This window comes from Puniceibacterium sp. IMCC21224, assembly GCF_001038505.1.
Classification (GTDB): Bacteria; Pseudomonadota; Alphaproteobacteria; order Rhodobacterales; family Rhodobacteraceae; genus Puniceibacterium.
Genome location: NZ_LDPY01000001.1, coordinates 1155957 through 1176220, shown reverse-complemented (window position 1 = coordinate 1176220; position 20264 = coordinate 1155957). Strand labels below are relative to the sequence as shown.

At 60.9% G+C, this 20264-nt stretch carries 21 protein-coding genes; 16 read left to right on the top strand and 5 right to left on the bottom strand.

Annotation, left to right across the window (positions count from 1 at the left end; all coding sequences use genetic code 11):
• Window positions 1-13 precede the first annotated feature (13 nt).
• Window positions 14-700: a rhomboid family intramembrane serine protease gene (locus IMCC21224_RS05480; protein ID WP_047994497.1), complete on the bottom strand. Its 687-nt coding sequence runs from the start codon at window positions 698-700 to the stop codon at window positions 14-16.
• An 84-nt stretch (window positions 701-784) separates the two neighbouring features.
• On the opposite strand from IMCC21224_RS05480, the gene trpS reads away from it, so the two are divergent.
• The 5 genes from trpS (at window position 785) to IMCC21224_RS05455 (ending at window position 5294) form a co-directional block, all read left to right on the top strand.
• Complete coding sequence (trpS, locus tag IMCC21224_RS05475) at window positions 785-1816, top strand: tryptophan--tRNA ligase (protein ID WP_047994496.1); 1032 nt, start codon at window positions 785-787, stop codon at window positions 1814-1816.
• A gap of 105 nt (window positions 1817-1921) precedes the next feature.
• Window positions 1922-2647 carry a hypothetical protein gene (locus IMCC21224_RS05470; protein ID WP_156178141.1) on the top strand — a complete coding sequence of 242 codons (726 nt, stop codon included), beginning with the start codon at window positions 1922-1924 and terminating at the stop codon, window positions 2645-2647.
• Window positions 2644-3723: a GSCFA domain-containing protein gene (locus IMCC21224_RS05465; protein WP_047994494.1), complete on the top strand. Its 1080-nt coding sequence runs from the start codon at window positions 2644-2646 to the stop codon at window positions 3721-3723. The genes IMCC21224_RS05470 and IMCC21224_RS05465 overlap by 4 nt, the downstream gene beginning before the upstream one ends.
• Window positions 3724-3860: 137 nt before the next feature.
• A complete protein-coding gene (locus IMCC21224_RS05460; RefSeq protein WP_047994493.1) occupies window positions 3861-4343 on the top strand; it encodes a VOC family protein in 483 nt (160 codons plus the stop codon).
• A 90-nt stretch (window positions 4344-4433) separates the two neighbouring features.
• Window positions 4434-5294 (top strand): branched-chain amino acid aminotransferase, encoded by an 861-nt coding sequence (locus tag IMCC21224_RS05455; protein ID WP_047994492.1) that lies wholly within the window; start codon window positions 4434-4436, stop codon window positions 5292-5294.
• A 24-nt stretch (window positions 5295-5318) separates the two neighbouring features.
• On the opposite strand, the gene IMCC21224_RS05450 is transcribed toward IMCC21224_RS05455, so the two are convergent.
• Window positions 5319-6371, bottom strand: coding sequence for a fatty acid desaturase (locus IMCC21224_RS05450; RefSeq protein ID WP_156178139.1), 1053 nt, complete (start codon window positions 6369-6371; stop codon window positions 5319-5321).
• A 148-nt stretch (window positions 6372-6519) separates the two neighbouring features.
• On the opposite strand from IMCC21224_RS05450, the gene IMCC21224_RS05445 reads away from it, so the two are divergent.
• The 11 genes from IMCC21224_RS05445 (at window position 6520) to IMCC21224_RS05395 (ending at window position 16287) form a co-directional block, all read left to right on the top strand.
• Entirely contained in the window at window positions 6520-6975 is a 456-nt protein-coding gene (locus IMCC21224_RS05445; protein WP_047994491.1) for a universal stress protein, read from the top strand.
• A gap of 175 nt (window positions 6976-7150) precedes the next feature.
• On the top strand, window positions 7151-7714 hold the full coding sequence (locus tag IMCC21224_RS05440; protein WP_047994490.1) for a NifU family protein: 564 nt from the start codon (window positions 7151-7153) through the stop codon (window positions 7712-7714).
• A complete protein-coding gene (gene tsaB, locus IMCC21224_RS05435; RefSeq protein ID WP_047994489.1) occupies window positions 7704-8426 on the top strand; it encodes a tRNA (adenosine(37)-N6)-threonylcarbamoyltransferase complex dimerization subunit type 1 TsaB in 723 nt (240 codons plus the stop codon). The genes IMCC21224_RS05440 and tsaB overlap by 11 nt, the downstream gene beginning before the upstream one ends.
• The gene (locus tag IMCC21224_RS05430) at window positions 8423-8872 is read left to right on the top strand and encodes a GNAT family N-acetyltransferase (protein ID WP_053078899.1); all 450 of its coding nucleotides are present in this window, start codon (window positions 8423-8425) and stop codon (window positions 8870-8872) included. Before tsaB ends, IMCC21224_RS05430 begins: the two co-directional genes overlap by 4 nt.
• 120 nt (window positions 8873-8992) lie before the next feature.
• Complete coding sequence (locus IMCC21224_RS05425; protein WP_047994487.1) at window positions 8993-9982, top strand: BMP family protein; 990 nt, start codon at window positions 8993-8995, stop codon at window positions 9980-9982.
• A gap of 90 nt (window positions 9983-10072) precedes the next feature.
• The gene (locus IMCC21224_RS05420; protein ID WP_047994486.1) at window positions 10073-11677 is read left to right on the top strand and encodes an ABC transporter ATP-binding protein; all 1605 of its coding nucleotides are present in this window, start codon (window positions 10073-10075) and stop codon (window positions 11675-11677) included.
• A gap of 65 nt (window positions 11678-11742) precedes the next feature.
• A complete protein-coding gene (locus tag IMCC21224_RS05415; RefSeq protein WP_047994485.1) occupies window positions 11743-12837 on the top strand; it encodes an ABC transporter permease in 1095 nt (364 codons plus the stop codon).
• Window positions 12838-12839: 2 nt separating this feature from the next.
• Window positions 12840-13475 (top strand): LysE family translocator, encoded by a 636-nt coding sequence (locus IMCC21224_RS05410; RefSeq protein ID WP_047994484.1) that lies wholly within the window; start codon window positions 12840-12842, stop codon window positions 13473-13475.
• Window positions 13476-13479: 4 nt separating this feature from the next.
• Window positions 13480-14445: an ABC transporter permease gene (locus IMCC21224_RS05405; RefSeq protein WP_047994483.1), complete on the top strand. Its 966-nt coding sequence runs from the start codon at window positions 13480-13482 to the stop codon at window positions 14443-14445.
• Between the two features lie 151 nt (window positions 14446-14596).
• Complete coding sequence (locus IMCC21224_RS05400; RefSeq protein WP_047994482.1) at window positions 14597-15508, top strand: sulfite exporter TauE/SafE family protein; 912 nt, start codon at window positions 14597-14599, stop codon at window positions 15506-15508.
• The gene (locus IMCC21224_RS05395) at window positions 15505-16287 is read left to right on the top strand and encodes a TIGR02186 family protein (RefSeq protein WP_047994481.1); all 783 of its coding nucleotides are present in this window, start codon (window positions 15505-15507) and stop codon (window positions 16285-16287) included. Before IMCC21224_RS05400 ends, IMCC21224_RS05395 begins: the two co-directional genes overlap by 4 nt.
• 17 nt (window positions 16288-16304) lie before the next feature.
• Here the strand turns inward: IMCC21224_RS05395 and uvrC are convergent, their stop codons facing one another.
• From uvrC to IMCC21224_RS05375, 3 genes are all read right to left on the bottom strand, one after another.
• Window positions 16305-18179 (bottom strand): excinuclease ABC subunit UvrC, encoded by a 1875-nt coding sequence (uvrC, locus tag IMCC21224_RS05390; protein WP_047994480.1) that lies wholly within the window; start codon window positions 18177-18179, stop codon window positions 16305-16307.
• Window positions 18180-18527: 348 nt separating this feature from the next.
• On the bottom strand, window positions 18528-19190 hold the full coding sequence (locus tag IMCC21224_RS05385; protein WP_047994479.1) for an SDR family NAD(P)-dependent oxidoreductase: 663 nt from the start codon (window positions 19188-19190) through the stop codon (window positions 18528-18530).
• Between the two features lie 275 nt (window positions 19191-19465).
• Complete coding sequence (locus tag IMCC21224_RS05375; RefSeq protein ID WP_047994478.1) at window positions 19466-20263, bottom strand: S49 family peptidase; 798 nt, start codon at window positions 20261-20263, stop codon at window positions 19466-19468.
• Between the last annotated feature and the right edge of the window lies 1 nt (window position 20264).

Genomic DNA, 20264 nt, shown 5'->3' with positions numbered 1-20264 from the left:
TTCATCGGGTTCTTTAGTCCCGGCGCACCCGATCCAGCAACCGCGCCAAGCCGCCCGGCACCAATGCCACCGAACTCGCAAATCCCACGGCAAAGCCCGCCACATCCGCCAGCCAGTCATTGCCGCTACCAAAAAACAGACCAAACACCAACTGAATCCCCAGCAGGATGCCGATCAGCGAAAACGCCCGGATCTGCTGCGCGCCCATCTGTCCCAGCCGAAGCCATAGCAGATAGGTAAAGGCCCCGATCAGCCCGTAGATCGACGGAAATGCCCCGAGCAGCGGCACCGGGTCATTCAGCGCCAGGCCATAGGCCAGCGCCCCGCCGATACCCGACACCACAAAGATCGCCAGCGTTGCCATCTGGCCCAGCGCCTCGCCGACCATTTTGCCCAGCGCCAGCAGCATCACGCAGGCGAACATCGCGTGGCTGAAACTGCCATGGACAAAGGGATAGGTGACAAACCGCATCAAATGCCGCACCGGATATTGCCCGGTCGCCAACATCCAGTCGAGGATATCGCCGGAAAATGCATAGGTCTGGATCGCCTCAAGCCGCCAGCCTATGGCCCCCGGTCCGCCCACAATACCGCGCGCACCCAGCGAAAAGGCCAGTTCGACCCCCGCCATCATCAGGAACAGCGCCACCACCACGGGCGGCAACGGATTTACGGGGCTGGCGTTGTGGTCGCTTTGCATGTCCGGGCCCTTTGCTTGACGGCGCATCGGGGCATGGGTAAGCCAGCCACAGCCATAATGCCAGAGATCAGACGGAGAATTGCCATGTCCGAGGGGGTCCAAACCTCTCCCGCCTTCAAGACGCGGGTGTTTTCGGGAATACAGCCCTCGGGCGGCCTCACGCTCGGGAATTATCTTGGAGCGCTCAAACGGTTCGCCGATGCGCAAAACCAGGGCATCGAGACGATCTACTGCATGGTCGACATGCACGCCATCACGGTCTGGCAGGACCCAGCGGCGCTCCGACGCCAGACGCGCGAGCTTGCCGCGGGGTTCATCGCCTCGGGCGTCGATCCTAACCGGTCGATCCTGTTCAACCAGAGTCAGGTTGCCGAACATGCGCAACTGGCCTGGGTGTTCAACTGCGTCGCTCGCATGGGCTGGATGAAGCGCATGACCCAATTCAAGGACAAGGCCGGCAAGAACGCCGAGAATGCCTCGCTTGGGCTGTTCGGCTATCCAGCGCTGATGGCGGCCGATATTCTGGTCTACCACGCGACGCATGTGCCCGTGGGTGAGGATCAGAAACAGCATCTTGAGCTGACCCGCGACATCGCAACCAAATTCAACCATGACTACGGCGTCGATTTCTTTCCTATCACCGAACCGGTGATCGAAGGGACCGCAACCCGCGTCATGTCCCTGCGCGACGGATCAAAGAAGATGTCGAAATCCGACCCGTCGGATGCCAGCCGGATCAATATGACCGACGATGCCGAAACCATCGCGTCCAAGATCCGCAAGGCCCGAACCGATCCCGATGCCCTGCCCTCTGAGGCCAAGGGCCTGAGCGAGCGCCCCGAGGCGCGCAATCTGGTGAATATTTATGCCGCCCTGTCGGATCAGACGGTGGACGAGGTGTTGCGCGATGTTGGCGGTCGCCAGTTTTCCGAATTCAAGCCGATGCTCGCCGATCTTGCCGTGGCCAAACTGTCGCCAATATCGTCCGAGATGGCCCGCCTGATGCAGAACCCGACCGAGATCGACGCCATCCTGCGTAAAGGGGCGGATCAGGCCCGCGCCATAGCTGCGCCGATCCTGCAACAGACCTATGACATCATCGGCATGGTTCGCTGATTCCGCGACGGGGGCGCAAACGCGCCCCTCGACGCCCTGTGATTGCACTGCTAGCTTCTGACGGCTGCGTCACGTTTCGGCGCAACGCTCCACAGGACTTTTATTATGTTCCGAACCCTTACCCGTGCTATGCGCAAATCGCAGCCTGATCCAAGTCTGCTGATTGTCGGCCACAGCCACGTGGAATGCCTAGACCGCGCTGTGAACCCCAAGGACCGGGGCGTGCATGTTGTAAGCCTCACCACGAAAAAGCACCGCATCAAGCGCGGGGCGCGGGGGATCGACATCTCGGATATGGGACTAGGCACGCCGGACCGCATCGTGTTGTGCCTTGGTGGCAATGCTCATAGCACGCTGGGGTTGCTAAACCACCCAGAGCCGTTTGCGCTGGATCGCCCCGCGCCGGGCCGGATGCTGATTCCCGAGGCGGTGATGCGCGATACGACAGAACACAACCTGCGTCAGGTGTTTGTACTGGCCCGAAATGTGCGGGCACAGTTTCCGAACAGCCGGTGTCTGTACCTGAATCCACCGCCACCGATCGGCAATCCAGAACATATTCTGGCCCATCCCGGCATTTTTCGCGCCCAGCTGAAATTGGGGATATCGCCACCAGAGCTGCGGCTGGCGCTCTACCGGATACAGACCGTACTTTATGCCGACCTTGCGGCGGAAACCGGCGATCCACTGCTGATGGCGCCGTCCAGCGTGCTTGACGCAGACGGCTTTCTTGCCAACGATTATGCCAACAACGATCCGACCCACGGCAACACCGCCTATGGGCGCGTGATGCTTGATCTCATCCAGCAGCATTTTACCGAGGCCGCATGACCCGTAAACACCCCTATTCCGGCCTGCCTGATCGCCAGTTCTGGAAACGTGCGCCGGGTGTGGCTGATCTGAACGCCTTTGATCCGGTATCGGACGTGCCGTTCCGGATCAGCCCCGACGACCGGATTGTGACCGCCGGGAGTTGCTTTGCCCAGCATGTGGCGCGCTATCTCAGTCAGTCGGGGTTTGACCACCACATTGCCGAACCGGCCCACCCTATTGTTCCCGCAGACGTGGCCGAAGCGCATAATTATGGTCTGTTTTCTGCGCGATACGGCAACCTGTATACCGCCCGCCAATTGCTGCAGCTGATCCGCCGCGCCTATGGCGACTTTACCCCGCAGGCCGACGCCTGGGACGGACCAAAGCCGGGCACGTTTGTCGATCCCTTCCGCCCACAGATCCAGCCCGGCGGCTACGCCAGCGTCGAAGAGCTGGCTGCGGATCGCGCACAGCATCTTGCCGCTGTGCGCCGCGCGTTCGAGACGATGGATGTCTTTGTGTTCACCCTTGGCCTGACCGAGGGGTGGGAAGATACCCGCGACGGTGCAGTGTTTCCGCTCGCCCCCGGCGTGGCCGGTGGAACTTATGATCCTGCTCTCACGGCCTTTCGCAATTTTGATGAGGTCGAAACCGCCGACGATCTAACCGAGGCCCTGACCCTGATCCGCCAGCGCAACCCGGATGTGCGGATCATCCTCACCGTATCACCGGTGCCGCTGAACGCGACGTTTATCGACCGGCATGTGGCCGTGTCCACCACCTGGTCCAAGGCGGCACTGCGGATCGCCGCAGAAAAAGTGCGCAACCGGTTTGACGCCTGCTGCTACTTTCCCTCATTCGAGGTCATCACCAGCCCGCAGGCGCGCGGCCGCTATTTTGCCGAAGATGGCCGCGAGGTGCTGCCCGCCGGGGTGGCGCATGTGATGCGGTTGTTCTTTCACCATCTGGCCGGCGTCACCGTGGACACCACAGCCGCCCCCCGTGCCAAGGCGCCGATACGCGACGCCCATAGCCAAGAAATGGCGCGCGCCATGCAAGTGCTTTGCGACGAAGAGGCGATCAACAACGACTGAAATCTGCGATATCGTCACCGTGGCCCGACTGACATTTCGCCCTACTCTGTGCATGCGCGCACCTTCGGTCTGTTTTTTGGGATCTATGTGGAAGTGGGCGCAACAGCTATATCTGTCGCAAGCACAGGAGCGAACCGATGACACAGACCCACCCCGAGACCCGTATTGGACATGTTCACCTTAGGGTGGCCGATCTTGACCGCGCGATCATGTTTTATCGCGACGTGATGGGGTTCGATGTGATGCAGCAATACGGCGCACAGGCGGCGTTTCTGTCCGCTGGCGGCTATCATCATCACATCGGCCTGAACACCTGGGACAGCCGCGGCGGCCAAGCGCCTGCACCGGGGACAACCGGGCTCTATCATGTCGCCTTTGTCTATCCGGACCGCCGGGCGCTGGCGCAGATTTTACAAAATGTGCTGGACGCAGGTGTCCCGCTCCGGGGGGCGGCGGATCATGGGGTGTCTCAGGCGGTCTATTTCAACGACCCGGATGGCAACGGGATCGAGATTTATTGGGATCGCGCCCAAACCGAGTGGCCCCGCGACGCATCGGGCCAGTTGAAGATGGTGAACACTCCGCTGGATCTGGACGCCCTGCTGGCCGAGGCGGCGTAGGCACCGACTGCGACGGAAACGGCCAGAGCCTCTGGACCTCGCCTAGGCTTGGGCATACCGTCGCCGCGCAGAACACAAGGAGCATCCCGCATGGTTACCGGCACAAATATCCGCACCTATTTTGATGGCCGCTGGCATGATGGCGACGTATCCGTGATCCGGGCCGCTGATCATGGTGCCTGGCTGGGATCCAACGTTTTTGATGGTGCGCGCTATGTGAACGGGATGGCACCGGATCTGACGGCGCACTGCGCCCGCGTCAACCGATCCGCCGAGGCGCTGCTGGTCACGCCCACCGTGACACCCGAGGACATGGTTAAGATCGTCTGGGACGGCCTGTCCGCTTATGCCAAAGACGCTGCCGTCTACATTCGCCCGATGTACTGGGCGCTGGACGGTGGGTATAGTGCGATCCTGCCAAAACCCGGCGCAACCGGCTTTGCCATCAGCCTCGAACAGATCCCGATGGCGCCCGACGGGGCCTCGGTCTCATTGACCCGCACACAGTTTCGCCGTCCGGTTATGGAGGATGCGGTGGTCAACGCCAAGGCCGCCTGCCTGTACCCCAACAACGCCCGGATGCTCGCCGAAGCACGCGCCAAGGGGTTCGACAACGCGCTGGTTGCGGACGCCATGGGCAATGTCGCCGAAAGCGCCACCTCGAATGTGTTTATGGTCAAGGATGGCACCGTATTCACCCCCGTGCCCAACGGCACCTTTCTGGCCGGTATCACCCGCGCGCGCCACATCTCGAACCTGCGCGCCGATGGCGTCGAGGTGGTTGAGAATGTGCTATCATTCGGTGATTTCCACGCCGCGGACGAGGTGTTCCTGTCGGGAAACATGAACAAGGTCACGCCAGTCACCGCGTTTGATGACACGCAGTATCAGGTCGGTCCGATCACCCGTCGCGCGCGTCAACTGTATTGGGACTGGGCCGCGTCGGCCTGAACCGACGCGCAATCGGCGGTTTTTTTAGCCCGCCATGTTGCGCAGCGACCGGAACGACACCAGACGCCGTGTTTCTGTGCACCAAAGGTCAAGACTGGCGCAGGCCCAGCTGTCACGCAGGGTCAGGCGGCTGCTCTCGACCAGTTCCTTGTGATCGCGCAGAACTTCGGTCAGGCGGTAAAACGGGATCCGACTGTACAGGTGATGTACGTGATGGATGCCGATATTCGCCGTCAGCCAGCGCAGCACCACCGGCAGATCGTAATGCGAAGAGCCGTGCAGCGCCGCCTCGTGCATTTTCCAATCCTCGGCACCGTCCCAATGGGTCGTCTCGAACTGATGCTGGACATAAAACAGCCACACACCGACCGAAGCAGCGGTCAGCGTGGTCGGCACATAAACGAACAGCAGCAACTGCCAACCGCCGATCACATACAGCCCAATCAGCAGGCACAGCGCCGACAGATTGGTGCCCATCGCGCTGATCCAGTACTGGCGCCCGGCCGACATCAGACCAAAAGGCAGGCGATGCTTGAAAAAGAACAGGTAGGCCGGCCCGATGCCGAACATCACCACAGGGTTGCGATAAAGCCGGTAGCCAAACCGGCCCCACGCGCTGAGCGCCTGATATTCGGCTACGGTCATGGTGTCGATGTCGCCAATCCCACGCGTGTCCAAATTACCTGAATGGCTGTGATGTATCGCGTGGGCACGTTTCCACACCGTATAAGGGGTCAGCGTCAGCACACCCAGGCTGCGCCCGATCCAGTCGCTGGCGCGGCGGTTGTTCAGAAACGCGCCATGGCCGCAATCATGCTGAATCGCAAACAACCGCAACAGAAACATGCCGTTGAACAGCGCCACAACCACCGCAAGCGGGGCCCAAACCTGCAAAGCGCCATATGCCAGCACCCAGAGTGCCAGAAACGGCACCAGACTCGCGGCCAGTTCCCAAAGGCTGCGCCGCAGATTGGGCGCGCGATAGGCGGACAGAATCTTGATCCAGTCGCGGGCATCACTAGGTACGGTCCCTGTTGGCTGCTCAGAGGGCCGCATCGTCACGTTTTGAAAGGTCATACACTGCTCGTTTTGTGGCTTTGCTTCTGCAATAAGGAACCGCGCGCACATAGCAAGTCAAATCTGCCTGAATGGGACGTCCGGTCACGGCTCTCTTGCGCCGGAATGTCCCCTGCGCCATGATCCCGTCCAAGGGAGACTGAAAAATATGCGCAAGTTCCTCGTTGTGCTGGATGACAGCCGCGAATGCCTCAATGCGATGCGGTTCGCCGCGATGCGCGCTGCCCGCACCGGCGGCGGCGTGGCCATTCTGTCGGTGATTCCGCCAGATGAATTCAACCACTGGATCGGGGTTGGAGATATCATGCGCGAAGAGGCGCGCGAGCGTATTCAGGCGCATTTCGAAGTGTTCGCCAAATGGATGCGCGACAAGCAGGGCGTTGATCCCGAACTTGTGATCCGCGAAGGCGAGTCCGTGAGCGAAATCATCGAGCAGGTCCGCGACGACCCCGAGATCGGTGTTTTGGTGCTGGGGGCCGGAACCGACAAGAAAGGTCCGGGGCCGCTGGTCACGCAGATGACACGCAGTGCAGGTTCGTTACCGATTCCGATCACCATTGTTCCGGGGGATCTGTCCAAAGAGCGGCTAGAGGCGATCACCTGAGACCTGCGCCATAGGATATATGCTGCGCGCGTTTCAAACGATTTTCGATTCTGCGACCAAAGGCACCGGAGTAGGTCGGTAGCCTCGTGGTGGCACCATTTTAGAACGATTCCAAACCTTGACGCAGCGGGCGGTCAGGCGCATATAAGTTTCAACGCAGAAAGGACCTGCCACGATGTTCATTCAGACAGAATCCACGCCCAATCCGGCTACGCTCAAGTTTCTGCCAGGACAGACTGTGCTTGAGATGGGAACCGCCGATTTTCCGAGCGCCGATGGCGCAGCCGCGTCCCCGCTCGCGGCACGGCTGTTTTCCGTCGACGGGGTCAAGGGGGTGTTCTTTGGCACCGACTTTGTCACCGTTACCAAAGATGAAGCCACCGACTGGGATCACGTGAAGCCCGCCATCCTTGGCGCGATCATGGAGCATTTCCAGTCCGGGCAGCCCGTCATGGCAGACGATGCCAAGAGCAGTGGCGGCCATGCCGCGCACCAGGGCGAGGATTCCGAAATCGTCGGCCAGATCAAAGAGCTGCTGGATAGCCGCGTACGGCCTGCCGTGGCGCAGGATGGCGGCGATATAACGTTTCACGGCTTTGATCGCGGTGTGGTTTACCTGCACATGCAGGGCGCCTGCGCGGGTTGCCCGTCATCGACCCTGACGCTGAAGATGGGGATCGAGAATCTGCTGCGGCATTACATTCCGGAGGTGACGGAGGTTCGCCCGGTTGCGGTCTGAGGCACTCGTTCTGGGCTTTGACACCTCGGCCGCGCATTGCGCGGCCGCTTTGGTCTGGCGGGACGGCTTTCTCAATGACAATTTTGTTCTGGCAGAACGCCATGACGCCATGGCCAAGGGACAGGCAGAGCACCTGATTCCGATGCTTGAGGACATGCTGCGCAGCGCAGGCAAGAACTGGCATGACCTTTCAGGCATTGCGGTCGGTATCGGACCGGGCAATTTTACCGGCATCAGGATATCGGTTGCGGCGGCGCGCGGGCTGGCTCTGGCGCTGAACATCCCAGCGATCGGCGTGTCGATGTTCGAAGTTCTGGCGCATTACGCCGACGACCCGGAATCCACGCCAAAGGCCATTCCAACCATGGAACCAACGCTGTTTTCCCTGCCTGCGCCGAGGGGGCAGGCCTATGTGCAGCAATTCAAGGATGCAGTGCCCGTTGGGGCTGCGCGCCTGATCGACCCCATTGCGACTCCGGCTGACTTGCAAATGCGTTTCGGGATGGGAGTATCGGGATTTGCGGCAGACGAAATCTGCCAACAGTTGGACGCCCACAGCAACCCGGTGATGCCCGACAGGATCGGGATAACGCTGACCGCTGTCGGCCTCAAATACCTGCACCAACCGGACGCACATCGCCCTGCCCCGCTCTATGTCAAACCCGCCGACGCAGCGCCATCGCGCACCGCGCCGCCGGTTATGCTGCCGTGAGATCAGAGCAGCTCGCGACACTGCAAGCCCGCGCCTATCAGGACATGGCGCCGTGGTCAGCGCGGGATTTTGACGATCTTCTGACGCAGCCCACCGCCCTCTTGGTGAGCAGGCCACATGCGTTCTGCCTTGGCCGCGTAATCATTGACGAGGCCGAGATCCTGGCCCTTGCCACTGACCCAGATCATCAGCGCCGAGGCTTGGGCACCGACATCCTGACCCGGTTCGAGTCACAGGCCAAAGTGCGCGGCGCGGTGCGAATTTTCCTCGAAACCGCTGCGACAAATTCAAGAGCCCGTGCATTTTACGCAAATTTCGGCTACGTCAACACTGGCCTGCGCAAAGGCTATTATGCCCAACCGGACGGCAGTCGCATTGATGCGGTGCTCATGATGCGGAACTTATCCCTTTTAACAGCACCAAGGTCGGATCAGCTGCAAATATAAGTTGCAAATAGCTGTTGACCCTTCCCCCGCGTGCGGACTTACTTACAGTTGATCCTCGATGATCCACGAACACGCGGCAGGATCACCGGCCGCAGATCCAACTCTTGGGAGCAAGACCTCATGACCCTCATGCAGAAATTCCTCGGCGCGGCTGCGACGCTGGCTCTGACAGCCGGTGCCGCCGCAGCCGAACCGGCGCTAATCTTTGACCTTGGCGGCAAGTTCGACAAGTCGTTCAACGAGGCCGCCTTTGCCGGCGCCACCCGCTGGGCCGAGGAAACCGGTGAGTCCTTTCGCGAAATCGAACTGCAATCCGAGGCGCAGCGCGAACAGGCCCTGCGCCGCTTTGCCGAAAACGGCAACAACCCGATCGTGATGACCGGTTTTGCCTTTGGCAACGTACTGGGTGAGGTCGCCCCCGACTATCCTGACACCAAGTTCGCGATCATCGACATGGTGGTCGACGCCCCCAACGTCCGCTCGGTTGTGTTCAACGAACATGAGGGATCGTACCTGGTTGGGATGATGGCCGCGCTGGCATCCGAGTCCGGCACCGTTGGATTCATCGGCGGCATGGACATTCCGCTGATCCGAAAATTCGCCTGCGGCTATGTGCAGGGCGTCAAGGCCGTGAACGCCGATGCGACTGTGATCCAGAACATGACCGGCACCACGCCTGCCGCCTGGAACGACCCGGTCAAGGGGTCCGAACTGACCAAGGCCCAGATCAGCCAAGGCGCCGATGTGGTGTATTCTGCCGCCGGCGGCACCGGTGTCGGCGTACTGCAAACCGCTGCGGACGAGGATATCCTGTCAATCGGCGTCGACAGCAACCAGAACTACCTGCATCCCGGCAAGGTCCTGACATCCATGCTCAAACGCGTTGACAATGCCGTCTACGACGCCATGACCTCGGGCGCGGACCTCGAGACTGGAATCAATGTGATGGGGATTGCCAACGGCGGCATCGGCTATGCCGTAGATGAATTCAACGCCGATCTGATTACAGCCGAGATGCAGGCCGCAGTTGACGATGCCTCGGCCAAGATCGCCAGCGGCGAACTGATGGTGCATGACTACATGTCCGACAACACCTGCCCAGTGGAATAATCTGCACAGGCAAATTGATCGCTTGAAAACACGGGTCGCGGCGCCATCAAGACGCGACCTGCTTTCCTGACGCTGAAAATGAACGGGCCCATGACAGATATCGCCCCCGCCATCGAACTCAAAGGGATCTCCAAGGCGTTTGGCCCGGTTCAGGCCAACAAGGATATCCGGGTTCGCGTCATGCCGGGCACGATCCACGGCATCATTGGTGAAAATGGCGCTGGGAAATCGACGCTGATGTCGATCCTTTACGGATTCTACAAGGCTGACGCGGGCGAGATTTTTATCGGCGGCAAAAAGACTGAAATCCCCGACAGCCAGGCCGCGATTGCCGCAGGGATTGGCATGGTGTTCCAGCATTTCAAGCTGGTGCAGAATTTTTCCGTTCTGGAAAACGTCATACTCGGGGCCGAGGACGGCCGCCTGCTCCGCCCCTCTCTGGCCAAGGCGCGCGGCGCGCTGAAAAAGCTGGCCGAGGAATACGAGCTTTCCGTTGATCCGGATGCCTTGGTTCAAAACCTCTCCGTTGGCCACCAGCAGCGGGTCGAGATCCTCAAGGCGCTGTACCGGCAGGCGGATATTCTGATCCTTGATGAACCGACTGGTGTGCTGACCCCCGCCGAGGCGGATCACCTGTTCCGCATCCTCGACAATCTGCGCGCCGAGGGCAAAACGATCATCCTGATCACCCACAAGCTGCGCGAGATCATGGAAATCACCGACACCGTTTCGGTCATGCGGCGTGGCGAAATGACGGCCACGGTCCAGACAGCCGACACATCGCCCGAAGAGCTGGCCGAGCTGATGGTTGGACGCAAGGTACTGCTACAATTCGACAAAATTCCTGCCTTGCCCGGCCCTGCGGTGCTTGAGGTCGAAAACCTGCGTCTGCATGACGACAAGGGCGTGGAACGACTGCGCGGCATCAGTTTTGAGGTGCGCGCGGGCGAGGTCCTAGGCATCGCCGGCGTCGCGGGCAACGGCCAGTCCGAACTCCTCGAAGTGCTGGGCGGCTATGCCAACGCCACCGGCATCGTGCGCGTCAACGGCATCGAACTGGACCTGACCGGCAGTCAGTCAGACGGTCAGTCGCGCCGCGAGCAGGGCATCGCCCATGTGCCCGAGGATCGACAGAACGAAGGGCTGATCATGCCCTACGCCGCCTGGGAAAACGCCGTTTTCGGCTATCATCGCGACCCAGCGTTCCAATCTGGGCTGTTCATGAACAACGCCGCCATTCGCGCCGACGCCGCCGGCAAGATGGCGCGCTTTGACGTCCGTCCGCCCGATCCCAACCTCGCCGCCAGAAATTTCTCGGGCGGCAATCAGCAAAAGGTGGTTCTGGCCCGCGAGATCGAGCGCAATCCAGACATCCTGCTCATCGGCCAGCCGACGCGCGGGGTGGATATCGGTGCCATCGAATTCATTCATCAACAGATCGTGGCGCTGCGCGACGCAGGCAAGGCAATCCTGCTGGTATCGGTCGAACTGGACGAGATTTTTTCGCTGTCCGACCGCATCGCGGTGATGTTCGACGGACGTATCATGGGCTTTCGCAACCCGGCACGAACCAACCAAAAGGAATTGGGTCTGATGATGGCCGGGATCACCAACATCCCCGACAAACCGCTGATCGAAGCTGTCGATGAACAGCTCCGCGCCAAAGAAGCGCGGGAGGCCGCGTCGCATGAGTGAGCGACAGATGCGGCGTCTTTGGAGCACGCAAAATCAGGATCACGTCGCCATGAAAGGACACAGCCATGGATAAGATGCCGCCATGGGCCGATGCGGTCCTTGTTCCGCTGATCTCTTTGCTGCTGGCGGCGGTCCTGTCGGCGCTGGTGATCATTGCCATCGGCGAAAACCCGGTTGATGCCTTCAACCTGATGGTCGAAGGCGCGCTGATGCGATCGGCAGGCTGGGGATATACGCTCTATTACGCAACCAATTTCATCTTTACCGGTCTGGCCGTGTCGGTGGCATTCCACGCGCGAATGTTCAATATTGGTGGCGAAGGGCAGGCAATGCTCGGCGGGCTAGGCGTGGCGCTGGTGTGCCTGTATATCCCATGGCCGCACTGGTCACTGGCGCTGATATTCGCCTGTGTCGGGGCTGCGGCCTTTGGCGCGCTCTGGGCGCTGATCCCGGCCTGGCTACAGGCAAAACGCGGCAGCCATATCGTGATCACCACGATCATGTTCAACTTTATTGCCGCCGCGCTGCTCAATTACATTCTGGTCAATGTCCTGCGTCCGGTGGGTGCCATGGACCCCGCCACTGCGCGGTTCCCCGATGCGGTCAGCCTGCCAACCTTTCAGGACATGTTCTCAACCGCGGCGGATCCGATGTTCCGCGGCGCACCGGCCAATGTGTCGTTTTTTGTCGCCGTACTGGCCTGCATCGCCGTCTGGGTGCTGATCTGGCGCACAAGACTGGGGTATGAGATCCGCGCCTTTGGCCATTCGGAACCGGCGGCGCGCTATGCCGGCATCTCGCCCGTGCGGATCACCGTGATCGCGATGCTGATCTCGGGTGGTCTGGCGGGATTGATGGCCGTCAACACCACGATGGGCGAAGCCGAGCGCCTGATCATGAATGCCACCGAGGGGGCGGGTTTCATCGGCATCGCCGTGGCGCTGATGGGCCGTTCGCACCCGTTGGGCGTGTTCCTCGCCGCCATACTGTTTGGCTTTCTCTACCAGGGCGGGGCCGAGCTCGCGCTGTGGACCAACATCCCGCGCGAGTTGATCGTCGTCATCCAGGCGTTGGTGATCTTGTTCACCGGGGCGCTTGACAATATGGTGCGGGGCCCACTGGAGCGTGTGTTCCTGGCGATGCGCCGGCAAGAGGGCTGAGAATGGAACAGCTTGTTGCCCACCTGCCCGCGTTTGTTGCTGCCTATTCGATTCTTTTTCTCGCCGCTGCGTCGCCTGGTCCGGCGGTGGCGTTTTTATTGGGGCTGTCGACGTCGCAGGGGCGCGGCCCGGCGCTGATTGCCACCACCGGGATTGCTTGTGGCAGTCTCTGCCTGAACATCGCCACGCTGCTGGGGGTTGGCCTGCTGATTGCGCAGGCCGCCTGGGCCATGCAAATTCTGCGTCTGATCGGCGCGGCCTATCTGCTCTGGCTGGCTTGGGGCGCGGCCCGCAAGGCGCTGAACCCGCCCACGGTCGCGCCGACAGTCGCGACCCAGCAAAGCGTGGCCAAACATTTCGCGGCCGGGTTCCTGCTGCAGGTCACCAATCCCAAGGCCATCGTGTTCTGGCTGGCCATCGCCTCGGTAGGTGCGACCAAGGGCGGCGGCGCCCCGGTAATCACGGCCTTTGTGGTAGGTGCATTCTGCATCTCTTTCCTCTGCCACGCGGCCTGGGCGGTGCTATTGTCGGCCAGGCCGGTGCGCGCCGCCTATCAGCGCGGACGTCGCTGGGTCGAGGCAGCTCTGGGCGGTTTCTTTACATTCGCGGCCTGGCGGCTGGCGACGTCAGAAGGGTAGACGCATGGAATTCCTCACCCTCTTGCAGGTTCTCGATTCAACCGTCCGTCTGGCCACGCCTTTGTTGCTGGCCTGCCTCGCGGGTTTGTTTTCCGAGCGCGCGGGGATCTTTGACATCGGGCTTGAGGGCAAGATGCTGATGGCGGCGTTCTTTTCAGCCGCAGTGGCATCGTTGACGGGATCGGTCTGGCTGGGCCTGCTGGCGGGGATCGCATCGTCGATGGTGCTGGCGGCGATCCACGGTCTGGCCTCGATCACCTTTCGCGGCAATCAGCTGATCTCGGGCGTGGCGATCAACTTTCTTGCGGCTGGCCTGACGGTTCTGATCGCGCAGGACTGGTTTTCGCAGGGCGGGCGCACGCCATCCCTGATGGGTGGGGGACGGTTTGAACAGATCACCCTGCCGTTTGCCGGTGCCTTGTCGGGTGTGCCAATTCTGGGCCCGATCTACGCCGAGCTGATCTCGGGTCATTCGGTGCTGGTTTATGTGGCGTTCCTGTGTGTCCCGCTGACCTGGTGGATCCTGTTTCGCACCCGTTTCGGCCTGCGTCTGCGCGCGGTGGGCGAGGCACCCGAAGCGGTGGATACGGCCGGCGTATCGGTTGTCGGGCTTCGCTTTGCCGCGGTCGCCATCTGCGGGCTGCTTTGCGGCATCGCGGGGGCGTATCTGGCCACCGGGCTACAGGCCGGCTTCGTCAAAGATATGACAGCCGGGCGCGGCTACATCGCTTTGGCGGCACTGATTTTTGCAAAATGGCGGCCATGGTATGCGCTTTGGTCCTGCCTGCTCTTTGGGCTGCTACAAGCGGTGGCGCTGCGCTACCAGAATATCGACCTTGGTGGCATCGTGATCCCGGTACAGGTGATGGACGCCCTGCCCTACATCCTGACGGTTGTGATCCTTGCCGGATTTGTCGGCAAGGCGATCCCGCCCCGCGCCGGCGGCGAACCCTACGTCAAGGAACGCTAGGCCAGCCAGAGGCATTCCGCCGCCGCACTGCGGACATCCGATCAATGGCTATCACTGTGCAAAGACGCCGTGACAACACAGTCGTCGGCATTAAGTATTTTCCACTAAACGCCCCGTTGCCAACTGCTGCAACGCAGCGCAATGTGATTTCATGCAGCTCTACCTTCCCATTGCCGAAGTCTCGGTCAACCTGTTCCTGCTTTTGGGGGTGGGTGCGCTGGTCGGTATGCTGTCGGGGATGTTTGGCGTTGGCGGCGGGTTTCTGATCACGCCGCTGCTGTTCTTTATGGGCATCCCGCCGGCCGTTGCCGTGGCCACGGGGGCCAACCAGATCGTCGCCTCGTCAATATCGGCGGTTCTGGCCCATCTGAGGCGCAAGACCGTTGATCTGCGCATGGGTACCGTCCTGCTGATCGGTGGCCTGATCGGTGCCGCAATCGGCGTTTATGTCTTTAACCTGTTGCGCCAGCTTGGGCAGGTCGATCTGCTTGTCCGCCTGTGCTATGTGCTGTTTCTTGGCGTCATCGGCGCCCTGATGTTTGTCGAGAGCGTGCGCGCGCTGCGCCGTTCCAAACGTGGCGCCCCGGCAAAGCGCCGTCAGCATGGCTGGGTCCACGGTTTGCCGTTCAAGATCCGGTTCCGCACTTCGGGGCTGTATATCTCGGCAATACCGCCACTGATGGTCGGTGCATTTGTCGGTATCCTTGCCGCGATCATGGGGGTTGGCGGCGGGTTCATCATGGTGCCTGCGATGATTTACCTGTTGGGCATGCCGACCAAGGTGGTGATTGGCACATCGCTGTTTCAGATCATCTTTGTGACCGCATTTACCACCCTCCTGCACGCCACGACCAGCCAGACAGTCGATCTGATCCTTGCGCTCGCGCTGATCATCGGCGGGGTGGTCGGCGCGCAATTCGGCACCGTGGTCGGTGCCCGCCTGAAGGCTGAACAACTCCGCATCCTCCTTGCGATCCTCGTGCTGGCTGTCTGTGGCAAGATTGCGCTAGAGTTGTTGTTGCAGCCGTCCGAACTCTATTCTCTGTCCGGTGGCGCGTCATGATCCGCCGTCTTCTGCACCTTCTGGCCCTGTCCCTTGGCTTGGCCCCGGCCACCGCCTCGGCGCAGACCGACGAACAGGTGATCATTGGTCTTAGCCGCAGCAATGTTCAGATCACCACGAATTTCGACGGCTCCGAGATCCTGATATTTGGTGCAATCAAACGCGAAAGCCTGATTCCCCAAGGTCCACCGCTGCAGGTCATCGTCGCAGTGTCCGGCCCGTCAGTGCCCGTCACGGTGCGGCGCAAAGAACGCCGCTTTGGCATCTGGGTCAATGTAGACGCGGTCGAGGTTGACCTGGCCCCGTCCTTCTATGCCGTCGCCACCTCTGCCCCCTGGAGCGAAACAATCAGCGAAATCGAAGACCTGCGCCACTCGGTCTCGATCCCGCAGGCGATCCGTTCGGTCGGCGCGCCGATGTCGGTGCAGGATTCCCAGAGCTTTACCGAAGCGCTGATCCGAGTCCGCACGAACAGCGGTCTGTATCAGCTGCACGAGGAAACTGTCGATCTGAACCAACAGACATTGTTTGATACCGCCGTGGCGCTGCCCGCGAACCTGACCGAAGGGGCCTATCGCACCCGCATCCTGCTGACCCGCGACAGCATCGTGATCGCGGAACATGAAACCACAATCGAGGTCGGCAAGGTCGGAATTGAACGCTGGCTCTTTAATCTGTCGCACGAACAGCCGCTGCTATACGGCCTACTGTCGCTGGCAATCGCCATTGCCGCCGGTTGGGGCGCCTCTACCGGGTTTCGTCTTTTGCGGGATCGTTGATCCCCCGCACCGCGCAATCAGCCCTGCTCGTGAAAAAAGCCGTAGATCCGTTCTGCCAGCGCCTCGGACACGCCATCGACCGCGCGCAGATCAGCAAGGTTGGCGCGGCTCACTGCCTTGGCCGAGCCAAAATGCGCCAACAACGACCGCTTGCGGGCGGCACCGACGCCCGGCACATCATCCAGCGGCGTCGCACCCACTGACTTGGAGCGGCGCGCGCGATGGGTGCCAATGGCAAAGCGGTGCGCCTCGTCGCGTAAACGCTGCACAAAATACAGCACCGGATCATTGTGGCGCAGGGCAAAGGGGCGTTGGCCCACGCGATGGAATTCCTCTTTTCCGGCGTCACGGTCCACCCCCTTGGCGACACCGACCATCGGAATATCCTCGACCCCGTGTTCTTGCATGATCGACGCCACCGCCGACACCTGCCCGGCGCCACCGTCGATCAGCAACAGATCCGGCCACAACCCTTTATCCCGGTCCGGGTCTTCCTTGAGCAAGCGTTTGAACCGGCGCGACAACACCTCTTTCATCATGCCGAAATCGTCGCCTGGCACCAGATCGTCACCCCGGATGTTGAACTTGCGATACTGGTTCTTCAGGAACCCCTCGGCCCCTGCCACAATCATCCCGCCGACAGCGTTGGTGCCCTGAATATGGCTGTTGTCGTAAACTTCGATCCGCCCCGGCGGTGCGTTCAGTCCAAAAGCTTCGGCTAGCCCCCTGAGCAGTTTGCCTTGTGTCGCCGTTTCGGCCATGCGGCGGGCCAGACTTTCGCGGGCGTTGCGTGCAGCCCCTTCCATCAGCTCGGCTTTTTCACCCCGCTGCGGTACCGCGATCTCGACCCGGCGGCCCAGCTTCCCGCTCAGCGCGTCCTCCATCAGATCGGTGTTCTCGATCGGGTGGCTCAGCAACAACAACCGCGCCGGTTCCTTGGTGTCGTAGAACTGACCAACAAAGGCCTCAAGCACCTCAGCCTCGTCCACATCCGGGCCGACACGCGGATAAAAGTCGCGATTGCCCCAGTTCTGGTTGGCACGGATGAAAAACACCTGAACGCAGGCCTGACCGCCTTCGAGATGCAGTGCAATCACGTCCGCCTCGGTGACGCCGCGCGGGTTGATCCCTTGCGCAGTCTGCACCTGCGTCAGCGCGCGAATCCGGTCGCGCAACGCCGCCGCGCGTTCGAACTCCATCGCGTCGGAGGCCTCGGACATCTGGGTCGCCAGCGTCGCCTGGATATGCGTGCTCTTGCCTTGCAGAAATTGCATCGCATCGCGCACTGTTGTCGCATAATCCGCCTCTGAGATCTTGCCGACGCACGGGGCGGAGCACCGTTTGATCTGATGCTGCAGACAGGGACGCGTGCGCCCTTCGAACATGGTGTCAGCGCAGTTGCGCAGCAGGAACACCTTTTGCAGCTGATTCAGCGTCCGGTTCACAGCCCCTGCGCTGGCAAAGGGACCAAAATACTGACCCTTGTCCTTTTTTGAACCACGATGCTTGGTAATCTGCGGATAGGTGTGATCCGTCATCAGGATATTGGGAAAACTCTTGTCGTCGCGCAGCAGCACATTGTAGCGCGGCTTGAGCTGCTTGATCAGGTTCTGTTCTAGCAGCAACGCCTCGGTCTCGGTGCGGGTGGTCAGGAACATCATCGACGCTGTCTCGCGGATCATCCGCGCGATGCGTCCTGAATGTCCGGTGGGTCGTGCATAGTTGCTGACGCGCGCGCGCAGGTTGCGCGCCTTGCCGACATAAAGCACCCGGCTTTCCGCATCCAGCATACGGTATACGCCGGGGGAAGTTTCCAAAGTCCTGAGGTAGGAATGTATGCAGTTGTACCCGGTCAGCGGGGCCTCTGAGCCGGTGTCAAGTCCTGTTGTCATCGCCGCTGTCAATCCACCATTTCAACACTGATTCTCTCCCTTCGCTGCACTGTCTCGTTCCAGCGCGCAAGACTGAAGACATCCACCGTTCCTGTGGACAAGTCTGCGCACAAGATTTGCCGAATCCGAATTCTTCTATGGTTTCGGCTGGCTTCGCTGATCTGCCCGATTTTTAAGCGAAACTATAACAATCTGATTTTAAAGAAAATTATGTCAAGGCACATGCAAGCAACTGATTTTATTGAAGGATTTGTAACGCTCTCGTAACAATTATTAACACGGTGCACAACTTTCCGTCGCGGCACCCGGCGGCGTCCCGCCGAGCGCGTATACCGTCATACGATATCCCTAGACCCTCACGCAGAGCATCTGACCCGTCACGGCGTGCGAATCGTCCAGATAGCCCAGCGCCGCCAGCAGGTCGTCAAAATCTGCGTCGTCATACCCGCCCGACAGCCCCGTTCGGCCAGGCTGAACAGCATCGATCCCGATGGCATTCACTCGTATAGCGGGCGCAAAAGCCAGCGCCGCTGTCTGGGTTAACTGTGTCAGCGCATGGCGGGCCTGATCAGTGGCAGGCCGCGCTGCGCCCCGCCCCGCGCAACCACGATCAATCAGGATGATCATTGACGCCTGTGCCCGACGCTCGCCCTGCGCATCGACGCACGCAGGCCCCATCTGTGCCGCAAGTTGCTGCGTCAGAGCCAGCGTGCCCCCCTGCTCTGGCAGAGCGCCAGAAACACCTGTCGTATCCGCATGGACCAAACATGTTACAGGACCACCCAACGCTGCGGCCGCGCGGGCAACCGGTCCGGCACACGCCCCAATGTTGGACTGGTCCTCGGTGACGGCCACGGCCCGCCGCCCGAGTGCCCGAATCTCGTTCAGCAGCTGCATCATTGACGCGGCAGTACCCGCGTGCTGCACAGCCACATCATAACCACGCGCCGCCAAATACCGTGCCGCTGCCCAGCCCGGACCCGTCTCACCGCCTATCACCAATGCGCGCATCTTTTGATCCCAAACTCAGAACACTCGCCACATATATTAGATAGAGCGCTGTCAGCACAAAGCCGCCAAAACAAAATCGGCGGCCGCACTTTCGGGCCGGACCATCCTAGCCTTTTTTGTGACCACAGGCGCACGGGCTGCGTCCGATCCGATAGCGTCCGCATCGCTGGCATTTCCGATCGCTCAGGCGTCGTGCTCCCGGCACGCGCAGTTTGCCAAACATCGCCAGCACAGCCATGCCGAGCAGAAACAGGCTGACAATCTTGACGATCACGTCACAACCCGAAGCGCGCGAAATCCGCACGCTCTTCGATCCCGGCTATGGCATCCTGCGTCATTTGGGCGCCAAACCGCAAAAACAGCGGCTTGCGCATCTCAAAGCGGCGGAATTTCACCTTGTCGCCAAAGCGCTCCTTCATCACTGGCAACAAATGACCCACACCATCAGCCAGACCGACCCGCACGGCACTTTCGCCGATCCAGACCTCTCCCGTGAACAGATCCGGGTCTGCGGCCAGTTTGTCACCGCGACGGCTGCGCACATGGTTGATAAAGTTGTCGTGCAACTGACCCAGAAGCCGGTTCAGCCGGGCGATATCCTCTTCGGTTTCGGGACGGAACGGATCGAGCATGGATTTCGATTTTCCCGCAGTATGCACCCGCCGCTCGATCCCCTGCCGCGCCAGAAACACCTGCGCGCCGAAACCGGAAGAAATGACACCGATAGAGCCAAGGATCGAGCTGCTGTCGGCATAGATCTCGTCCGCGGCCGAAGCCAGCCAGTATCCGCCCGACGCGGCCACATCCTCGACAAAGGCAAAGACCGGGACTCCGGTTTCGTCAGCGAGCCGCCTGATACGGCTGCCAATCAGCGACGATTGCACCGGCGAGCCGCCAGGAGAATTGATCTCTAGAGCAACAGCGTCCGGTTTTCCCTTGCGAAAGGCCTTTTCAAACAAGCTGCGCAGGCCGGAATCGTTCAGCGCACCGCGCCCACCCATGCCGATGGTGCCTTGCAGGCGGACAACCGACACAACCGGGTCGGATTTCACAAAAGGGATCCAGCGTTTCATG

What these genes read in the sequence shown, in the direction of transcription:
- uvrC (WP_047994480.1), bottom strand. Translation starts at nt 18,179, where the DNA reads ATGACAACAGGACTTGACACCGGCTCAGAGGCCCCGCTGACCGGGTAC.
- IMCC21224_RS05440 (WP_047994490.1), top strand. Translation starts at nt 7,151, where the DNA reads ATGTTCATTCAGACAGAATCCACGCCCAATCCGGCTACGCTCAAGTTT.
- IMCC21224_RS05455 (WP_047994492.1), top strand. Translation starts at nt 4,434, where the DNA reads ATGGTTACCGGCACAAATATCCGCACCTATTTTGATGGCCGCTGGCAT.
- IMCC21224_RS05425 (WP_047994487.1), top strand. Translation starts at nt 8,993, where the DNA reads ATGACCCTCATGCAGAAATTCCTCGGCGCGGCTGCGACGCTGGCTCTG.
- IMCC21224_RS05450 (WP_156178139.1), bottom strand. Translation starts at nt 6,371, where the DNA reads ATGACCTTTCAAAACGTGACGATGCGGCCCTCTGAGCAGCCAACAGGG.
- IMCC21224_RS05420 (WP_047994486.1), top strand. Translation starts at nt 10,073, where the DNA reads ATGACAGATATCGCCCCCGCCATCGAACTCAAAGGGATCTCCAAGGCG.
- IMCC21224_RS05465 (WP_047994494.1), top strand. Translation starts at nt 2,644, where the DNA reads ATGACCCGTAAACACCCCTATTCCGGCCTGCCTGATCGCCAGTTCTGG.
- IMCC21224_RS05480 (WP_047994497.1), bottom strand. Translation starts at nt 700, where the DNA reads ATGCAAAGCGACCACAACGCCAGCCCCGTAAATCCGTTGCCGCCCGTG.
- IMCC21224_RS05385 (WP_047994479.1), bottom strand. Translation starts at nt 19,190, where the DNA reads ATGCGCGCATTGGTGATAGGCGGTGAGACGGGTCCGGGCTGGGCAGCG.
- IMCC21224_RS05375 (WP_047994478.1), bottom strand. Translation starts at nt 20,263, where the DNA reads ATGAAACGCTGGATCCCTTTTGTGAAATCCGACCCGGTTGTGTCGGTT.
- IMCC21224_RS05395 (WP_047994481.1), top strand. Translation starts at nt 15,505, where the DNA reads ATGATCCGCCGTCTTCTGCACCTTCTGGCCCTGTCCCTTGGCTTGGCC.
- IMCC21224_RS05470 (WP_156178141.1), top strand. Translation starts at nt 1,922, where the DNA reads ATGTTCCGAACCCTTACCCGTGCTATGCGCAAATCGCAGCCTGATCCA.
- IMCC21224_RS05445 (WP_047994491.1), top strand. Translation starts at nt 6,520, where the DNA reads ATGCGCAAGTTCCTCGTTGTGCTGGATGACAGCCGCGAATGCCTCAAT.
- IMCC21224_RS05405 (WP_047994483.1), top strand. Translation starts at nt 13,480, where the DNA reads ATGGAATTCCTCACCCTCTTGCAGGTTCTCGATTCAACCGTCCGTCTG.
- IMCC21224_RS05460 (WP_047994493.1), top strand. Translation starts at nt 3,861, where the DNA reads ATGACACAGACCCACCCCGAGACCCGTATTGGACATGTTCACCTTAGG.
- IMCC21224_RS05410 (WP_047994484.1), top strand. Translation starts at nt 12,840, where the DNA reads ATGGAACAGCTTGTTGCCCACCTGCCCGCGTTTGTTGCTGCCTATTCG.
- IMCC21224_RS05400 (WP_047994482.1), top strand. Translation starts at nt 14,597, where the DNA reads ATGCAGCTCTACCTTCCCATTGCCGAAGTCTCGGTCAACCTGTTCCTG.
- trpS (WP_047994496.1), top strand. Translation starts at nt 785, where the DNA reads ATGTCCGAGGGGGTCCAAACCTCTCCCGCCTTCAAGACGCGGGTGTTT.
- IMCC21224_RS05415 (WP_047994485.1), top strand. Translation starts at nt 11,743, where the DNA reads ATGGATAAGATGCCGCCATGGGCCGATGCGGTCCTTGTTCCGCTGATC.